The 16,965-nt window shown below is 66.5% G+C and carries 18 protein-coding genes; 7 read left to right on the forward strand and 11 right to left on the reverse strand.

What is annotated here, in order from left to right; translation table 11 throughout:
* The 4 genes from BLS91_RS04655 to BLS91_RS04670 form a co-directional block, all read right to left on the reverse strand.
* Positions 1-1,093 (reverse strand): DUF222 domain-containing protein (locus BLS91_RS04655; RefSeq protein ID WP_208859933.1); only part of this gene is annotated, 1,093 nt, incomplete at its 3' end.
* Between the two features lie 432 nt (positions 1,094-1,525).
* Positions 1,526-2,014 carry an FBP domain-containing protein gene (locus tag BLS91_RS04660; protein ID WP_092339582.1) on the reverse strand — a complete coding sequence of 163 codons (489 nt, stop codon included), beginning with the start codon at positions 2,012-2,014 and terminating at the stop codon, positions 1,526-1,528.
* Between the two features lie 84 nt (positions 2,015-2,098).
* On the reverse strand, positions 2,099-2,389 hold the full coding sequence (locus BLS91_RS04665; protein ID WP_092339583.1) for a hypothetical protein: 291 nt from the start codon (positions 2,387-2,389) through the stop codon (positions 2,099-2,101).
* Positions 2,390-2,407: 18 nt separating this feature from the next.
* A complete protein-coding gene (locus BLS91_RS04670) occupies positions 2,408-2,893 on the reverse strand; it encodes a phospholipase A2 family protein (RefSeq protein ID WP_092339584.1) in 486 nt (161 codons plus the stop codon).
* Positions 2,894-3,277: 384 nt separating this feature from the next.
* Here BLS91_RS04670 and BLS91_RS04675 point away from each other — a divergent pair, with 384 nt between their 5' ends.
* On the forward strand, positions 3,278-4,246 hold the full coding sequence (locus BLS91_RS04675; RefSeq protein ID WP_092339846.1) for an NAD(P)-dependent alcohol dehydrogenase: 969 nt from the start codon (positions 3,278-3,280) through the stop codon (positions 4,244-4,246).
* Here BLS91_RS04675 and BLS91_RS04680 read toward each other — a convergent pair.
* Positions 4,224-4,808: a CGNR zinc finger domain-containing protein gene (locus tag BLS91_RS04680; protein ID WP_092339585.1), complete on the reverse strand. Its 585-nt coding sequence runs from the start codon at positions 4,806-4,808 to the stop codon at positions 4,224-4,226. The two genes, BLS91_RS04675 and BLS91_RS04680, sit on opposite strands and share 23 nt — an antisense overlap.
* A gap of 85 nt (positions 4,809-4,893) precedes the next feature.
* On the opposite strand from BLS91_RS04680, the gene BLS91_RS04685 reads away from it, so the two are divergent.
* Positions 4,894-5,913: an EamA family transporter gene (locus tag BLS91_RS04685; protein WP_092339586.1), complete on the forward strand. Its 1,020-nt coding sequence runs from the start codon at positions 4,894-4,896 to the stop codon at positions 5,911-5,913.
* On the opposite strand, the gene BLS91_RS04690 is transcribed toward BLS91_RS04685, so the two are convergent.
* The 3 genes from BLS91_RS04690 to BLS91_RS04700 are packed head-to-tail and all read right to left on the reverse strand — an operon-like array spanning position 5,910 to position 8,499.
* The gene (locus BLS91_RS04690; RefSeq protein ID WP_092339587.1) at positions 5,910-6,548 is read right to left on the reverse strand and encodes a hypothetical protein; all 639 of its coding nucleotides are present in this window, start codon (positions 6,546-6,548) and stop codon (positions 5,910-5,912) included. The two genes, BLS91_RS04685 and BLS91_RS04690, sit on opposite strands and share 4 nt — an antisense overlap.
* A 44-nt stretch (positions 6,549-6,592) precedes the next feature.
* Positions 6,593-7,249, reverse strand: a complete 657-nt coding sequence (locus BLS91_RS04695) for a response regulator (protein WP_092339847.1) — start codon at positions 7,247-7,249, stop codon at positions 6,593-6,595.
* Positions 7,240-8,499 carry a sensor histidine kinase gene (locus BLS91_RS04700; RefSeq protein ID WP_092339588.1) on the reverse strand — a complete coding sequence of 420 codons (1,260 nt, stop codon included), beginning with the start codon at positions 8,497-8,499 and terminating at the stop codon, positions 7,240-7,242. Before BLS91_RS04700 ends, BLS91_RS04695 begins: the two co-directional genes overlap by 10 nt.
* Before the next feature lie 128 nt (positions 8,500-8,627).
* Here BLS91_RS04700 and BLS91_RS04705 point away from each other — a divergent pair, with 128 nt between their 5' ends.
* Together BLS91_RS04705 and BLS91_RS04710 are read left to right on the forward strand one after the other, a co-directional pair.
* Complete coding sequence (locus BLS91_RS04705; protein WP_092339589.1) at positions 8,628-9,524, forward strand: ABC transporter ATP-binding protein; 897 nt, start codon at positions 8,628-8,630, stop codon at positions 9,522-9,524.
* Positions 9,521-10,324: a hypothetical protein gene (locus BLS91_RS04710; RefSeq protein ID WP_092339590.1), complete on the forward strand. Its 804-nt coding sequence runs from the start codon at positions 9,521-9,523 to the stop codon at positions 10,322-10,324. Before BLS91_RS04705 ends, BLS91_RS04710 begins: the two co-directional genes overlap by 4 nt.
* 168 nt (positions 10,325-10,492) lie before the next feature.
* Here BLS91_RS04710 and BLS91_RS04715 read toward each other — a convergent pair whose 3' ends face one another.
* Together BLS91_RS04715 and BLS91_RS04720 are read right to left on the reverse strand one after the other, a co-directional pair.
* On the reverse strand, positions 10,493-11,818 hold the full coding sequence (locus tag BLS91_RS04715; RefSeq protein WP_134505364.1) for a hypothetical protein: 1,326 nt from the start codon (positions 11,816-11,818) through the stop codon (positions 10,493-10,495).
* A gap of 195 nt (positions 11,819-12,013) precedes the next feature.
* Positions 12,014-12,646 (reverse strand): ABC transporter ATP-binding protein, encoded by a 633-nt coding sequence (locus BLS91_RS04720; RefSeq protein WP_092339592.1) that lies wholly within the window; start codon positions 12,644-12,646, stop codon positions 12,014-12,016.
* 227 nt (positions 12,647-12,873) lie between these two features.
* On the opposite strand from BLS91_RS04720, the gene BLS91_RS04725 reads away from it, so the two are divergent.
* From BLS91_RS04725 to BLS91_RS04735, 3 genes are read left to right on the forward strand one after another with little or no spacing between them, the layout of a single operon-like run.
* The gene (locus BLS91_RS04725) at positions 12,874-13,503 is read left to right on the forward strand and encodes a DnaJ family domain-containing protein (protein WP_241983196.1); all 630 of its coding nucleotides are present in this window, start codon (positions 12,874-12,876) and stop codon (positions 13,501-13,503) included.
* A gap of 5 nt (positions 13,504-13,508) precedes the next feature.
* Positions 13,509-13,748, forward strand: a complete 240-nt coding sequence (locus BLS91_RS04730; protein WP_174775009.1) for a nucleoside triphosphate pyrophosphohydrolase family protein — start codon at positions 13,509-13,511, stop codon at positions 13,746-13,748.
* A 34-nt stretch (positions 13,749-13,782) separates the two neighbouring features.
* Entirely contained in the window at positions 13,783-14,814 is a 1,032-nt protein-coding gene (locus BLS91_RS04735; RefSeq protein ID WP_092339593.1) for an NADPH:quinone reductase, read from the forward strand.
* A 176-nt stretch (positions 14,815-14,990) separates the two neighbouring features.
* Here BLS91_RS04735 and BLS91_RS04740 read toward each other — a convergent pair whose 3' ends face one another.
* On the reverse strand, positions 14,991-16,859 hold the full coding sequence (locus tag BLS91_RS04740) for a DEAD/DEAH box helicase (protein WP_092339594.1): 1,869 nt from the start codon (positions 16,857-16,859) through the stop codon (positions 14,991-14,993).
* Positions 16,860-16,965: the final 106 nt, after the last annotated feature.

Raw genomic sequence — 16,965 nt, forward strand, 5'->3', positions numbered from 1 at the left:
CGAGGTCGGTCTCACGGAACGCGACCCGGGCACGTGGAGGGGCGTCGGAGACTCGGGCCGTGCCGGACGCCCGGGTCGCGGCGCCGTCGGCGCCGGGGACCGGGTTGGCCGCGGCGGCGGACAGGTACGCATCGAAAACGTTGCTCATGATGGCGCGGTCGAGGGTGGTGAACCAGCCGTTGAGGCTGTAGCCGCCGTTATTGAGGGTGCCGAAGGTGAGCCAGCTGCGCCGTTCGGTCGGGGCCTCGCCGGGCGCGCTGCCGTCGGGGGCGAGGCGAGCTTTCCACTGGATGCCCTGCTGCCGCAGCAACTCCGGCGCAAACGCGATGCCAGCACCGGGGAGCCCCTCGGTTTCGGGGATGATCGCACCGGAGCCGCTGGCCACCAGAGAGCGTTCGACCCGGTCGAGGTCCTCCACCAGCACGGAGGAGCGCAGGCCGTCGAGCACCTGCACGATCACCCGGGCCTGCTCCAGGCCGAGCTCCCCGCCCTGCAGGGCCTCCCCGAGCACCGGGTAGGTGGGGGCCAGCGGGCGGCCGAGCAGCATCCGCTGCCCAGCCTTCTCACCGAGCACGGCCCGCTGACGTACTTCGGAGCGAGAGAGGCGGGCGAGGGTGCAGACCAGCTCGACGCCGCTGCGGCAGCCGAGCCGACGGGCCAGCGTCGGCGCAGCCAGAGACGCCGCCGCACACGCCACGCTCGGAGAAGCCGCAGCAGCCTCCGGTGCCACGGAGTCCGGTGCCACGGCCTGCGCTTCAGCATCGCTCTCAGCTGCACTCCGGTCGGCACTCCGGTCGGCACTCTGGGCAGACGACGCCTGGGCAACCGCAGTCTCGGCGGCGCTTTTTGCAGCGGCGGCATCGAAGTATTCGGAGCGGCGCAGCACATCGGACGTGGAGAGCACCCGGGCACCGTCGACGACCCGGCCCACGCTCTCGATCGCGAGCAGCATGCTCAGCGATTCTTCATCACCGAGCAGCCCGAAGGACACCCCGCTCAACGCCGCCAGCAACGCATCCCGAGCCTGCTCCACCGCGGCAATGACGGGGTTCGAACTGGCCTCGCTCGGGTTTTCCATGAACATGGTCGCCATTGCCTCCTTGACACCCATTCTACCGCAAATCGAACACAAAAGCGAGAGAAACTCAGATAAATTCTCAGCACTAAATTTGACCGCCTGATCCGAATTTATCGACGCTGGTACCACTGCTAAGGCACAAGACTTGATAGCAGCTCGTATTTCATCGCCGCAGCGATTTAGTTCCGACGTGGTGGTGTAGAAGTAATGAGCGATTTCTCGTCACAAATACGTACCGAAAGTTCGCGCATGTCCCACGTCACCGCCCATCAGCATTGCTGCCGTTCCGCGTCGCCGATGCCCGAGTGCGATGTTCGACCGCGGCGATCGACTTTGCTGAGTTGACTCGTGGCCAACCCGCCGGAACTCCGACGACTCGGCTCAGCCTGCACTCATACCCGGCCAGTACGACAAGCTCACTGTCAGCTCGGAGGACTCCGCACCTCACTAGCCGTCGCGCACGTCCTGCAGAAAGTTGCGTACGTGCTCGCCCAGCGCTTCGATGCGCTGCTGCCGTGCGGCCTCAACGTCGAAGCCGATGTAGGCGACAGAGGGAAGCTTGCGAACGTTCACCGAACACTCGAAATTGGCACAGGCCAGAATGCCGATGGTGTCGCCGTTTCGCCCGGCCTGCCCCGCGCGTTTGGTACTGAAGAACGCCACCTCATTGGGCAGCTGCACGTCATTGCACCACGAGCACTGCGGTCGCGTAGTCATCTTTCCCTTGCGCTCGCGCAGCAGTAGCCCGACCGGGTCGTCATCGAGCAGGGCGATGATGTAGCCGATGCCGGGAGCCTTGGGGTCACGCCAGCCGAGATAGTCGAGCTTGTCCCAGGCGAGCGTTGCCAGGTTTGACGGCAGGGTCACCGCCTTGCGCTCACTCAAGGAAGCGTTGATGAACGCGGCCCGGATATCCGTTTCGGTGAGCGGGAGCATGTGAAGCCTTGTCTGTCGGGTGCGCGTTTGGGCAGTTTGTCCAGACTACGCTTGCGGTCGCCACGCGTGCAGCGGTGACTCGAGTCAAGGGCCGCTGGCCAGCGTGACGACGAGGATCAGGCATTGGATCAGGGCGAATCCCCAGACGGCGGAAACGATGGCCCACCAGAAGTGACGGGTGCGTACCGCGAACACCGCACCGCCCAGGCCCAAAACGATGGGAACCACAAAGAGCCAGAGGGGTCTGTTGGCTCCCGATTCGGTCCAGTCCGGTATGAGTGCCACGACGATGAGCGCCAAAACCATGAGCCACCAGGTGGCAACGGGCCGGTTGGTCTCATTCGAATTGCGGCCGGATGTTTGGGCGGTAGACATAATGCGAATTCTCCCGTCTTAAGCGAACGGATTACACAGACAATAGGTGAAGTAGGTGCTGACGGCAGCGGCCATAACACGCTCTCCGGACGTCATACGATAAATGTTATTGCGAATGTCGAGAACAATCTGGCGGTCACACGAGCAAGCGAAATAGCCGCGTGCAGCGTAGCAATAGTCATGGGTCTGGCAGATGGAGTCGAGCACGTCGACAGCGTTACCGCCACCGTGGCCCGGACCGCACCAATTGCCCCAGATCGGAACGCTCAGCATGGTGGTCATTTGGTTCTCGCTCGCTCCGCGTTGCGAGACCGCGAGCTGATTGATCAGGCTACCGATCTCACGAGTGGCAGCGGATGCCCCGGCTTCTTCTGCAGCAGCCATGTCGAAGTACGTGGACTCGTCTGCGGCCGTGCGCATGTACTGCAGGGCCAGATTGAGCTGCTCGTCGAATTGGCTCCCGAGCGCGTCGTTGTGTGCCGTTCCATCCCCGGGGGGAGGCAAAGTGTGCGACGGTGGCCCCGGCGGTAAAGCTTGTGCTGCGGGAGACGACGTAAAGCCCAGTATTGCTACCAGGGCCAGTGCCAGTGCCAGCCATGCCCAGACTGGCCGCACAGCGCGCCGTTTAGCTAATCCAATCACGATTGAACCCCCCAATGTTTCACGTACCCTATTCACCTAGCTATGTATTCGCATATCACGTTAGGCCTAACCCGCGAATGGGTCAAGGATTGGCACGGGAATTCGCTATTGGTTATCGGCGAGATTCGCGTAATTCCTTCTGAAAGCAATTAAAAGACTAACGGAATCTTGTCCTTAATGGATGTGCCGGCGTCGCTCCCGCGGTCGATCGAGAGCAATTTGTCGTTCGAGAGTACGCTGTGCCGCATGAAAGCCGCCGTGTACCGCCATTACGGACCCCCGAGCTTCGTGCACGTCGAGGAGGCGTCGCCTCCGGTGCCGAATGCAGGAGACCTGCTCGTGCGGGTCTTTGCCAGCACGGTCAATCGCACGGACTGCGGGTTTCTCAGCGGCAAACCCCTCGTGGTGCGGCTGTTCAGCGGACTGCGAGCGCCCAGGGCGACGATTCTGGGCTGCGAATTCGCCGGCGAGATCATGGGCGTCGGTACCGGCGTCAGCGCATTCGCAGTCGGCCAGCGGGTGTTCGGCTACAACGGCGTGAAATTCGGCGGCCATGCCGAGTATCTGACCATCGCCGAGACCGGGCTCGTTGCCGAGATCCCGGCCGGGACATCGTATGAGCAGGCAGCGCCGATCATCGAGGGCGCCCACTACGCGCTCAACATGATTCGCGCGGCACGGGTCGCGGCCGGGCAGAATGTGCTGGTCAACAGCGGTACGGGAGGTATCGGGTCGGCCGCCGTGCAACTTCTGGTGCAACTCGGCGCCCGTGTCACCGCGGTCTGTGCCACCGCCCATCTGGCCCTCGTGGAATCGCTCGGCGCCGAACGAGTCGTGGATTACCGCAGAGAGGACTTCACCGGCCTCGACAATGAATTCAACGTTGTGCTCGATGCTGTCGGCAAGAGCTCCTTCGGACGGTGCCGGAGACTTCTCGTTCCGGGAGGAATCTATGTTTCGTCGGAGCTCGGCACCCTGTGGCAGAACCCGGTTCTGGCGCTCACAACGCCCCTGCTGCGCCGGAAGCGAGTGCTGTTTCCCATTCCCCGGGACACGCGCGAGGACGCCCTATTTCTGCAGGGGCTGGTCGCCTCGGGTGAATTTCGGCCGGTGATCGATCGAAGCTACCCGCTCGAGCAGATTCGTGAAGCCTACGAGTACGTGGCGGCCGGCCAAAAGATCGGTAACGTCGTCATTCGCATGCGCGAGGAGTGACCGCAGCAGTAGTTCCGACGGCCTGACGCTCGCGGAATGCGATCATGTTCATGCGGTTACCGCAGCGCACGCTGCAGAAACGCTTAGACCCATTGCGGGAGAGGTCGAGAACCAGGCCGGTGCAGTCATCCGCTTCGCAGATTCGCAGGCGCCGCATTTCGTCGCTGCGAATCACGTCGATCAGTGCCAGGGCAGCCTCCACGCGCATCCGCTCGCCGAGGGGTGCCTCGGGCACCGTCGCGTGCAGGTGCCAGTCCGACACGTCGTGGCGGGCGAGCTGGGGGAGGGCCCTGGCCTCGCGCAGGATGCGGTTGACCTCGGTGACCGCATCATCGCGGTCGAGGGTCCAGACCCGGCGAAGCAGCGCGCGGGTCTGCCGCACGTCGAGCAGTTCGGCATCGTTGCCGTCGATGCGGCCGGTGAACGGAATCGGCGCGAGCAGCGCGGCGAGGTCGGCGACCGTTTCGAGTTCGTCACGGCCACTGCGCGAAGCGCCCGGATCGGTGTCGCCCAGAAGCACCACGAATTCGAGAGCCTCCTCAGTGTCAGGGGCAAAATGCAAGTTGACTCCTTAACAAATCGGTTCTACTGTCAGTGGCGTAGGCCAGTTTAGACCATGACGGGCCCGTGTCGTCCGAAGGAGAAGCATGAAGATCTCGTCCCTGCCGGGAGGCCTGATCGTCGCCGCCCTTGCCGCCATCTCGTTTGGAACATCAGGCGCTCTGGTCAAGCCGATGCTCGAGGCCGGCTGGTCACCGACGGCGGCCGTGACAGCCCGCGCGTTGACCGCCGGGCTCGTGCTGCTGCCGCTCGCGCTGTATTCGCTGCGCGGGCGTTGGGCTGCCCTGTGGCTGGGCCGCTGGCGGGTGCTCGGAATGGGCATCGTCGGTGTTGCGTGCACGCAACTGGCCTATTTTGCCGCGCTGCAGACCATTCCGGTCACGACCGCGCTGCTCATTGAATTTCTCGCACCGCTAATTCTGGTCGGCTTTGTCTGGGTGACGACCAAACGGATGCCGCGCCGCACGGTTTTGCTCGGCTCGACTCTCGCCGTAGGCGGGCTGCTCCTCGTGATCGGGCCCGGCGCCATTCGGGCCGTCGATCCGGTGGGAGTGCTGTTCGCCTTCGGCGCGGCCATCGCCTGCGCCGTGTTCTTCGTGGTGGCCGCCCGCCCTGCCCAAGGCTTGCCGCCGATCGCGCTGGCGGCGTTCGGGCTGCTGGTCGGGGGTGGTGTGCTGGGTTTGCTCGGCCTGACCGGCCTGCTCCCGTTCACCGCATCGCTTCGTGACCTGTCCCTGCTCGGCACGGTCGTGCCGTGGTGGGTGCCGCTGCTCGCCCTGGCGACTATCAGTACCGCGATCGCCTATGCGGCCGGCATCACGGCGGCGGGAATTCTCGGGTCGAGGCTCGCCTCGTTCGTGGGCCTGCTCGAGGTTATCTTCGCGTCGCTCTTCGCCTGGCTGCTGCTGGGCGAAGTGCTGACGCCGCTGCAACTGCTCGGTGGGGTCCTGATTCTGGGAGGCATCGCAGCCGTGGGGGAGGAGCGCGTCGAACTGGCCGCCGAGGCGCTGCCGCCCGACGAGCCGGAACTGCCGCACGCGCCCGGGGACGCGCAACGCGACGAGGCCGCCGCCTCCGATGCGGCGAAAGCCGACGCATCCGCTTAGGCGATCAGCACCGGGGCCGGATCGTCGATGGTCGGTGGGTTCAGCACGACCTCGAGGGCGTCAGCACGGCCGAGCGAACCGGGATAGTTGTAGCGGGCAAAGCGCCCGGTGGGGTCATTGGGGGTCTGCGGAACGGCAATCGACGACCGGCGGATGATCTCCGCAACGATGTCGGTCACCGCGGTCGGCAGCGTCTGTGCGGTGCGACCGCGCAGGCGAACGGATGCCCGTGGCCCGCTCTCCGCGCCGAACCGCAGCGTGAGCATGCGGGTGTGGGCGCGCTTTCGGTCGAACATTTCGAGTCGGGCCCACACGATGTCAGCCAGCGGCACGACTCGGCGGCCGGCCCGCAGTTCGTTCCTGTCGAAGCTCACCCAGGCCTGCGGGTAGCGCAGTCGCTGCACCAGGTAGAGCACCAGGAACACCGGCACGATGGCTCCGAGGGCCATCAGGAAACCCCACCAGATCGAGATATCGAAACTTCGAGCGGTCGTGGTTCCGAGATTGATCGGCACGATGCCGAGCATGATGCCGTTCAGCGGGGTTACCGCGAAGGTGCCCCACCAACCGGCCCGGTCCAGTCGCAGCCAGCCTGCAGGCAGCGGCTCTGGAGTCGGCGCGGTGGATTCGCTCATGCCTGCAACGTACCAGGCACCGCCCTGTGCTCGGGCGGCGAGCGTCAGACCAGGCCGGCATCGTGAACGCAGCGGGCGATGTGCACCCGGTTGGCGGCGTCGAGTTTCGTGAACAGGTGCCCGACATGCGTCTTGACCGTGGCGACGCCCATGAACAGTTCGGCGGCGATCTCCGCATTCGAAAGCCCGCGCCCGATCGCGATCGCCACCTCGGTTTCGCGTTCGGTCAGTTGGCCGAGCACGGTCTGAGCACGCTGCTGCCGGTCATCCGGGGCACGGATCACGGTCGCGATGAGCTGAGCGGTGACGCTCGGCGACAGCATCGGCTCTCCGTGGACGACCCGGCGCACCGCTGCGACGAGCTCGGCCGGCGGGGTGTCCTTGAGGAGAAAACCTGCGGCACCGTGCCGCAGGGCGGTGAGCACCATTTCGTCGGTGTCGAAGGTGGTCAGCACGATCACCCTGGCGGGGTCGCCGCGTTTCTGCAGCGCGCGGGTGGCCGCCAGTCCGTCCAGAAGCGGCATGCGGATGTCCATGAGGACGACATCGGGGGTCTCCCGGCCGATCAGTTCGAGCGCGGCGTGGCCGTCGCTGGCCTCCCCGACGATCTCGATCGCCGGGTCTCCGCCCAGAATGAGGCGCAGACCGGTGCGCACCAGGGCGTCGTCGTCAACGAGCACTACTCGCACGCTCAGGTCCATGGCAGCCATGCTTGCAGAAGAAAGGTGCCATTGGGTTCGATGCCGTGGCGGATGCGGCCACCGACGAGGTCGGCGCGCTCCTGCAGGCCAATCAGGCCGACGCCGCTTCCGGGCGGGCTGGCGGCGCGTGCTCGGGGATCGATCGGATTGCGCACGTCGAGGTGGAGCAGGTCGCCGGAGTGCTCGATCCAGAGGGTGACCGGCTGGCCGGTCGCGTGCTTGCGGGCGTTGGTGAGCGCTTCCTGCACGATGCGATAGGCGGTGCGGGAGACTGTCTTCGACGGCCCGGCGGCGGCGTCTGACCAGGCCGCGACGGAGGTATCCGTCGTTTGGAGAGTGATCGCGGTGCCGGCCTCACGCGCCTCGGCTATGAGCTTGGGCAAGTCGGCGAGTGTGGGCTGCGCGGGTTCGGCCGTGCCGTCGCCAGTCTGCCCGCCGCGCAGCACGCCGAGTACCTGTCGCAGCTCGGTCAGGGCGAGGTGGGCGTTGTCCTGGATAATGCCGGCGGCCTGCGCCGTCTCGTCCCGGGTGAGATCGGTGCGATAGGTGAGTGCGCCGGCGTGCAGGGCGACGAGGGAGATGCGGTGGGCCAGTACGTCGTGCATTTCGCGGGCGATGCGGGTGCGCTCGGTGCCCCGGGCCGACTCGTCGCGCAGGGCCTGCTCGCGTTCGGCGTTCTCGGCACGCTCGCGCAGACTGATTAGCAGGTCCCGGCGCGCTCCGATGTAGAAGCCGGTGGCGACGCAGACGGCGTAGATCGCGATCGCGATCAGACCGGATGCCCAGGGCACCGGGTAGACCGCAAGATCGGCGACCCGCGCTCGCACGATCACCTCGTAGATTCCGGTGGCGAGGCACCAGATCGCGCCGACCACCACAGTCCCGCCCCAGCGACGCCGGGTGCTCATTGAGATGGCAGCCCAGATGGCCGCTGCGAGCGCTGACGCCGACAGGGCCGAGAGCGCGGCTGTCACGGAGGCGATCACGAACGGGTGGCGACGACGCAGCGGCAGCAGGGTGAGGGCGACGACGCCGAGCAGAAGGTCGAGGAAGATGAGACCGCCAAGGACCGATTCTGACGCTGCGCTATCCGAGAACTCACCGGTGTAATCGGCGAAGACCAAGAGTAGAAACAGCAGGGCCGTTATAGCCGTCACGAGGTACCGCCAGATACGCGACCAGGGTCGCAAACCGGACGGGTGCCCGCGGTCGCTCGATTCCACAACGGTGGGAGCAGGCCAGGGGATCATTGTCCCAGCGTATGGGGGAGCGTTCCCACCCGCCTCCACCCCGCGTCTCGTCCGCCTGCGACTAAAGGGGGAGACGATCGAGACCCCGGGTCGATCCGCCCGGCTGTCCGCGCCGCAACCATGGAGGCATGATCAACGCAGAACACCTCACCAAGCGCTACGGCTCCCGGCTGGCCGTCGACGACGTCTCCTTCAACTGCCGCCCCGGCCGGGTCACCGGTTTCCTCGGCCCGAACGGGGCCGGTAAATCCACCGTGATGCGCATGCTGTGCGCGCTCACCGCCCCCAGCACGGGGCGAAGTCTCGTGCTCGGGCATCCGTTTCGAGAGTTACGTAACCCCGGCCACCAGGTGGGCGTGCTGCTCGACGCGAGTGCCCAGCACGGCGGACGCACCGGCCGGGAAATGCTCTCGGTCTCGGCACAGCTCATGCGATTGCCGGCCGGCCGCGTACGGCAGATCGTCGACCACGTCGGGCTGACCGCGCGTGAAGCGGATGCCCGCACCCGCACCTACTCCCTCGGCATGCGCCAGCGGCTCGGGCTCGCGCACGCCCTGCTCGGCGACCCGCAGGTGCTGATTCTGGACGAGCCGGCCAACGGACTGGATCCGGCCGGCATCCGCTGGATGCGCGGCCTGCTGCGTTCCTTTGCGGATGCCGGTGGCACGGTTTTGCTGTCGTCTCACCTGCTGCACGAGGTCGAGGCCATGGCCGACGACCTCGTGATCATCGGTAACGGGCGCATTTTGGCCCAGGGCAGCGCGGACCAGCTGCTGGCGGTGCCCGGAACCCGGGTGCAGAGCCTCGACAACGACGGACTGCTGGCTGAGCTGATCGCGGCCGGCCATGCGGCGGACGCGACGAGCGACGGGGTGTCGACCGGGGCATCCGTCGTGGACGTCGGGCGGATCGCGCTGGCCGGCGGCATCGTGCTGATCGACCTGCGGCCCGCCGAAGCCTTCGGGCTGGAAGAACTGTTCTTTGACATGACCGCCCAGCATGGGCGAGACGAAGTCGCAGCATGAGTATCCTGACCGCACCCGCCCAGCGCCTGGAGCCCGCCGTTCGACAAAGCGTCGAGGAGCACGGCATCCCGTTCGCCCGACTCTGCCTGGTGGAATTGCGTAAGCAGATTGACACCCGGGCCGGGCTCTGGCTGCTGATCGTGATCGGGCTGGTCAACACCGGCCTCATCGTCCTGACCCTGACCACGGCCCCGCCCGCGGAACTCACCTGGGCGAACCTGACGAACGCGGCGTCCATGGGGCAACTCGTGCTGTTGCCGCTCATCGGCGTGATGGCGGCGACGAGCGAATGGTCTCAGCGCACTGCTCTCACGTCCTTCGCGCTCGAGCCGCGGCGAACGCGGGTGAACCTCGCAAAGCTGGCATCCGCTGGTGTGCTCGGGCTGATCGTGATGTCACTGACCCTCGTGGCCGGTGCGCTGATGAACGTCATCGGTATCGTCTTCCGCGGGGGCGACGGCTCGTGGGCGATGGACTGGCCAGTGCTCGGCGGTGCCGCGCTGGCCCTGCTGATCCTGGTCGCACAGGGAGTCGCGTTCGGCCTGGCACTGTTGAGTACGCCCATTGCCATCGTGGCTTATCTCGCGCTGCCGACGGTGTGGACCATTCTCACCCTGTTCATTTCCGGTCTGGCGGAGCCGGCCCGCTGGCTCGACCTGAACGTCACGCTTCTGCCGATCATGTTGGGGGCAGAAGTGAGCGCGACGGGATGGGCGCAGCTGGCTACTTCGGTCGCGGTCTGGGTGGGACTGCCGCTTCTCGTGGGTCTCTGGCGCACGGCGCGCCGCGACGTGGCCTAGCGCACGTCGCTGCTACCGCCGGCGGGGTGGGAGGCAGGACATGGGGCGTTTGTTGGCATCTCGCGCGCGAGACGACAACAACGGCCCCATGGGAGTCGCGCTGCATCTGCGAGACGACGACAACGGCCCCATGGGTGAAAGACCGGGACTGAAAGACCGGGAGTGCGCTCACCGCCCGAGGGCGCGGATGCGCCGCAGCGCGAGCGCTGCCACGAGCGCCCCGGCGACGGCCAGCCAGAGGGCAGCTCCCAGCCCGGTAGCTTCGAGCCCGGCCGCCCCGGGCCCGGCCGCACCGACCTGCACAGTCAGACCGCCGGCGACGATGAGAACGATGAGCAGAGCATCCGCTTGCCACGCGATCGCGTTGAGAATCGACACGTCGCCCACCGGGGTCGGGATGGGCAGGAGCAGACCGATCGGCATCGGACCTTTGGCGCAGTCCAGAACGCGCACGAGCACGATGAAGGCGGCCAGCAGCATCCACCAGGCAACATTATTGTTATCGCCCATTGCCCCCAGTGAGCCGAAGGTGATGGCGGCGAGAACGGGGACAACCGCGTGAGAACCGATCATGCTGAGGGCGCTGCGCCCATACAGCGACCCCGGAGTCGCGTTGTCGGCGGCGTTTCGCAGGCCGTCGCACCAGACGCCCACTCCCAGGTAGGCCAGCGATACCCCGGCGAGCGCCGTGATCCAGGCGATGCCCTCTGGCATCGTCGACGTTACGGCGGTGAGCCAGCCGGCACCGACGAGAGCCATCGAACCGAGAGCGATGCGCACCGGGAACCGCCCGGCAGCAATGAGATCGCGCTGCACGATCGCCACCAGCAACGGTCCGGTCAGGGGCATCCGCCGGCGTCGACCGCGAGTCGGTGGGTCGCGCAGCGCTCCAGAGGCCCCGGCGACGTCGCCGGTCTGCACCAATGCTGAGATGGACTGCCAGCGCCGCGATTGCGCCATCATCTCGTCTGCGCGCAGGTTGCCCAGCAGCGCGGGCACGCCCAGGAGCGCGAGCGACGACAGGGCGAGGGCTAGCGCCGGCCACCAGACGGTCGGCTCCCCAAGGCCCTGCCAGAGCAGGGCGATCCAGCCCCACGGCGTGAACGGAAGTGTGCCGTCAACAGTCACCGTTGCGCCGGTCACCGTGACGACGAAGGCGAGGCCGACCGTGAAACGCCGCGGCAGGCTTTGCCCTACCAGCCAGAGCCCGGCGAGCAGGCCGGAGAATCCGAGACAGCCCAGCACGACCAGCACCGCCGAAACGGATGCCGCCGCGCCGCCGACCACCCGCGCCGCGACCACGAGACCCACCGCTGCAACGACCGAACACGCGAGCACGGCCCCGCTCGCCAGAAAAGGGCGGAGCACAGTAGCACTGCGGGGGAGGTCGCTGCCGACCAGAAACTCCGTGAGGAACGGACTCGGCACCACGGGACCGCGGGTGCGACCGAGCAGCAGCGCACCCGCGGCGAGCAGCGCCGCAATCATTCCCACGATCCGGGCGCTGCCCCGGAGAGCTGAGCGCCGCCACAACCTGGGGCTGGGCCAGGCCGCGCACGATCGCCACCACGGCCGGAGCCGCGATGAGGGCGGTGACGAGCGCCGAGACGTAAATCAGGTAAACGGTGTCGCTGGGCGTAGCGGCCCGGCGTTCGGCCAGCACCGATCGCGCCGACCTGAGCGTCGGCTTCACGGTTGCCCGAGCGTCACGGTTGCCCCAGCGATGGAGGCCACCAGCTCTGCGCTGTGACTGGCGATCACAACGGATGCGCCACGGTCGATTTCTCGGCGCACCGCCGCCGCAACGAGATCCCGGCGGTGCGCATCCAGGCGTTGCTCCGGTTCGTCGAGGATGAGCACGTCGAAGGGCCGAACGAGGGCCGTGGCCACCGCCAGCAACTGGGTCTGCCCGGAGGAGAGCTCGTTCACGAACCGGTTGCGCAGTTCGAAGATGCCGAGAGCTCGCATGGTAGCGTCCGCGGCATCCGTTGCGGTGGAGCCGGTGCGGCCCCAGGTAGTGGCGATGAAGCGCAGCTGTTCGTGCATGGTCAGCTCGCGTGCGAAGGCCGGGAGGCCGATGCGGGCCGAGATCCCGCGCCGAGCGGTGCGGCTGCGTTCATCGACGGGACGGCCATCGAGTAGCGCCGTGCCGGTCGTTGGTCGCAGATGCCCGCTGAGGAGGCGCAGCAGTGTGGTCTTGCCCGAACCGTTCGCCCCCCGAACGGCAAGCGCCGTGCCCGGCGGCACAGCGAACGACACCGGCGCGAGCAGCATCTCCGAGTCGATCGAAACGGAAACGGCATGGGCTTCGAGGTGGGACACAACTCTTATCCTCTCGCACCCGCTGGCGGCCGCGCGCGTTCGGAACGCCGCGGCATCCGCTGACGAAATTGCTCGCAGTGCCGCTGGAGCCAGTCATGGGGCGTTTCCTGACTTGTCGCGGGTGAGATGCCAACAACGGCCCCCTGAGCGATCTGAGGCAGCCGGATTGGCCTCTGCAACAGCGTTCCGGGTCGACTCGGAGACCACCTCGATCTAGGCTGGCAGCCATGACCGGCAAGAAGGAGCGTAACGACGGGGCACCCACCGACGCCCGACTGAGCGTGGCTCGATACCAACTCAAGCGGATGCTTCCGCCCGATCCGGCAGACACGCCCGCGCCGACCGACAATGACCCCGAGCCGAACACTGCCGGGCAATCCATGATGGAAGCTCGCGCACAGTACGTGGAAATGGCTATTCAGCAGGCCATTCGTCGCGGTGAGTTCGACAACCTGCCGGGTGCGGGCAAGCCGCTCGCGAACCTCGAGCGTGGGTATGACCCGGACTGGTGGATTCGGCAGAAGGTCGAGAGCGAGAAGATCACCGGGCTCGGGCCGCTGGCCCTCACCCTGCGCACCGAGAACGCCGAGCTCGACGCGCGGCTGGACAGTGCGCAGTCTGAGGCTGCGGTCACCGAGATTCTCAGGGATTTCAACAGCCGGGTGGTGTCGGCACGCCGGCAGCTGCAGGGTGGGCCGCCCGTGGTCACGCCCACCCGGGACGTGGCCGAACACGTCGCGCTGTGGCGGGAGCGCCGGGCCGCCCGGAGCGACGCGGCCCGGCAGCAGCGGGAGAGTGAGGCCGCATTGCTCGCCGCCCTGACCTGGCGGGAACGCCGCCGCGCTCGCCGCCGCTGAACGAAATGGCCATCGGCTACACCAATGACGTCGGCTACGTCGGCCGGTTGCTGCTCGTCCACGACGGAACCTGGCCGATCGACGGAGACGCGACCGCTGAACTCAAGCACAAGCTCGCTGAATCACTCTGGTGGACCTTCGTACTAGCGGACAAGCTCGACATTGATATCGACCAGGCATTCACCGGCACCATGACGACCATTCGCACTAATCTCGAGGCCACGAGCGAACGCACGAAACCGTAGGGAACAAATTGGCGCAGCAGGCGTTGGGTTTGCCATGAAGACAATTGTGTACAGCGAAACCGGTGACCCGTCCGTGCTCCACCTTGTCGATCGAATGGTGACCGAACCCGGAGCCAGCGAAGTGCGCGTGCGCATCATGGTGAGTGGTGTGAACCCGACCGACTGGAAGTCGCGGCGCGGCTCACAACCGGGAGAATCTCTGGCTTTTCCCGACGTGGTGCCGAATCAGGACGGCTCGGGACTCGTCGACGCCGTCGGAGCCGGAGTCTCGAACGTGGCCGTCGGTGATCGCGTCTGGCTCGCGCTCGCCGCCTACCAGCGGGCCAACAGCGGCACCGCCCAGGAATACGCGGTAGTCCCCGCAGAACGTGTGTTTCTGCTGCCCGCCGCGGCCAGTTTCGACCAGGGCGCCAGCCTCGGAGTGCCGGCCGTCACCGCCTACCGCGCCCTTACCGTGGCCGAGGACGGGCCGCGGCGCCTGCATCCGGGCGCGCTCGACGGCAAGATCGTGCTCGTCGCGGGCGGCGCCGGTGCCGTCGGTCACGCCGCCATCCAACTCGCTCGCTGGGCCGGAGCGACGGTGATCACGACGGTGAGCGGGCCGGTCAAAGCGGCCCTCGCGAAAGCCGCCGGCGTCCACCACGTCGTCACGTACACCGACTCCGATGTCGCCGCTGAAATTCGAGCCATCGCACCCGATGGAGTCGACCTCATCGTCGAGGTAGCCCCCGCCCAGAACTCCGACCTCAACCTTAAGGTTATTCGCAACCGCGGCTCCATCGCCGTCTACGCCAACCACGGCGGCGATCTGATGACCCTCGACGTGCGCAAACACTTCAGCCTCAACGTGCGCTACCAGTTTCTGCTGCTTTACACGGTCGGCATCGAAGTCGTGCAGCAGGCCGCAGCGGCCATCCATGAAGCACTCGTCGACGGCGCGCTGCCCATTGGAGCGGATGCCGGACTCCCACTGCACCGCTTCGACCTGGCGCAGACAGCCGATGCCCACGCCCTCGTCGAGAGCGGCGCCACTGGCAAGGTACTCATCGACGTTTCGGCGAGCTGACCCGCGGTGGCCAAATCAGGAGATCCTGCCGGGTGTCGAACGGGTGCCGCGTGTTTTTGGTCACCAAGGATGCCCGAGGTGCGTTCTTCCTCAATTAGCCCCCGAGATGGCCGAGACATAACTGAAACGCACCCTCGTCGCGAACGACGAGGGTGCGTTTCAGGCGATCGAGGGTTCTAGTACTCGCGGCGCGGGGCGCGCGGCGGGCGATCATTCTGCTCGGCGGAGCGTGAAGCGCCGCCCTTGTCGGCCCGCAGCTCGATGAGCTTGCCGCTGATGCGGGTGTTCTCCAGCTTGGAGAACACGTCGCCCGACAGGTCAGCGGGCAGCTCGACCAGCGAGAACTCCGGCAGAATCTTGATGTGCCCGAAGTCGTCGCGGCTCAGGCCACCCTCGTTGGCGAGGGCGCCGACGATCTGACGCGGCTCCACCTTGTGACGCTTGCCGACCTCGATGCGATACTGCGCCATCGGCTTGCCACTGGAGCGCACCGGGCGTTCGCTGCGAACCGGACGGTCGTCGCGGGTGCCGTAGCTACCGCGGTCGTCGCGGCTGCCGCCACGGTCATCGCGATTGAAACGATCGGGGCGGTCGGATCGGCCGCCACGCTCCGGGCGGTCGCCGCGCTGCTCCGAGCGCTCAACGCGCTCGTCGCGTTCGATGCGCTGCTGGGCGCGAACATCCTCTGCGGACAGCAGCAGGGGAGTCTCGCCCTGCGACACCACGGCCAGAGCAGCGGCCACGTCGACCTCTGGCACATCGTGGTGGGAGACATAGTGCGCGATAATATCGCGGAACTTGCTGATGCGATCGGTCTCATCCAATGCCGCGGTGATGGCATCGTCGAAACGGGTCAGGCGCGTCACGTTGACGTCCTCGACGCTCGGCAGCTGCATTTGGGTGAGCGGCTGCCGGGTGGCCTTCTCGATCGCGGTGAGCAGGCGACGCTCGCGCGGGGTGACGAAGCTGATCGCGGCTCCCGAGCGGCCGGCCCGGCCGGTGCGGCCGATGCGGTGCACGTACGACTCGGTGTCGATCGGGATGTCGTAGTTGACGACGTGGCTGATGCGCTCCACGTCGAGGCCGCGAGCAGCGACATCCGTTGCGACGAGAATGTCGAGCTTGCCGCTCTTGAGCTGGTTGATGGTGCGTTCGCGCTGCACCTGCTGCACGTCGCCGTTGATCGCCATGGCCGAATAGCCGCGGGCGCGCAGCTTCTCGGCGAGAAGCTCGGTCTCGTTCTTGGTGCGGGCGAAGATGATCATGCCCTCGAAGTTCTCGACTTCGAGAATGCGGGTGAGCGCGTCGAGCTTCTGCGGGTACGACACCATCAGGTAGCGCTGGGTGGTGTTGGCGCTGGTCGTGGTCTTGTTCTTGACCGTGATCTCTTCGGGATCGTGCAGGTACTTCTTGGAGATGCGGCGAATCTGCGCCGGCATCGTGGCCGAGAAGAGGGCGACCTGCTTGTCGTCCGGGGTGTCGGCCAGAATCGTCTCGATGTCCTCGACGAAGCCCATGTTCAGCATCTCGTCGGCCTCATCGAGCACCAAAAACTTCAGCTCCGTGAGGTCAAGGGTGCCCTTGGCCAGGTGATCCATGATGCGGCCGGGAGTACCGACGACGATGTGCACGCCGCGACGCAGGGCCGACAGCTGCTGACCGTAACCCTGTCCGCCGTAGACCGGCAGCACGTGCACGCCGCGCATGTGGGCAGCGTACTTCTCGAAGGCCTCACAAACCTGCAGGGCGAGCTCGCGGGTGGGCGCGAGTACGAGGGCCTGCGGGTTCTTCTGCGACAGGTCGAGACGGTTCAGAATCGGCAGCGCGAACGCGGCCGTCTTTCCGGTACCGGTCTGGGCGAGTCCGACGACGTCGCGGCCCTCCAGCAGCGGGGGAATAGTGGCGGCCTGAATGGCCGAGGGGGTTTCGTAGCCGACGATTTTAAGCGCCTTGAGCATGGCGTCATTGAGTCCGAGATCGGCAAATGTCTTGGTTGCAGTGGCAGTTTCTGCCTCGTTCTGCGCTGCGGTGTCTGGTGCGGTCATAGTACAACGGTAGTCGAAGAGTTCGCCCGCGGCGTAAAGGCTCGTCCGGCGACCGGGAAAGCGGATGCCGGCAGCCGCGGCATCCGCTTACTCAGTGCGCTGGTCG

The organism is Cryobacterium flavum (assembly GCF_900103805.1).
Lineage (GTDB): Bacteria > Actinomycetota > Actinomycetes > Actinomycetales > Microbacteriaceae > Cryobacterium > Cryobacterium flavum.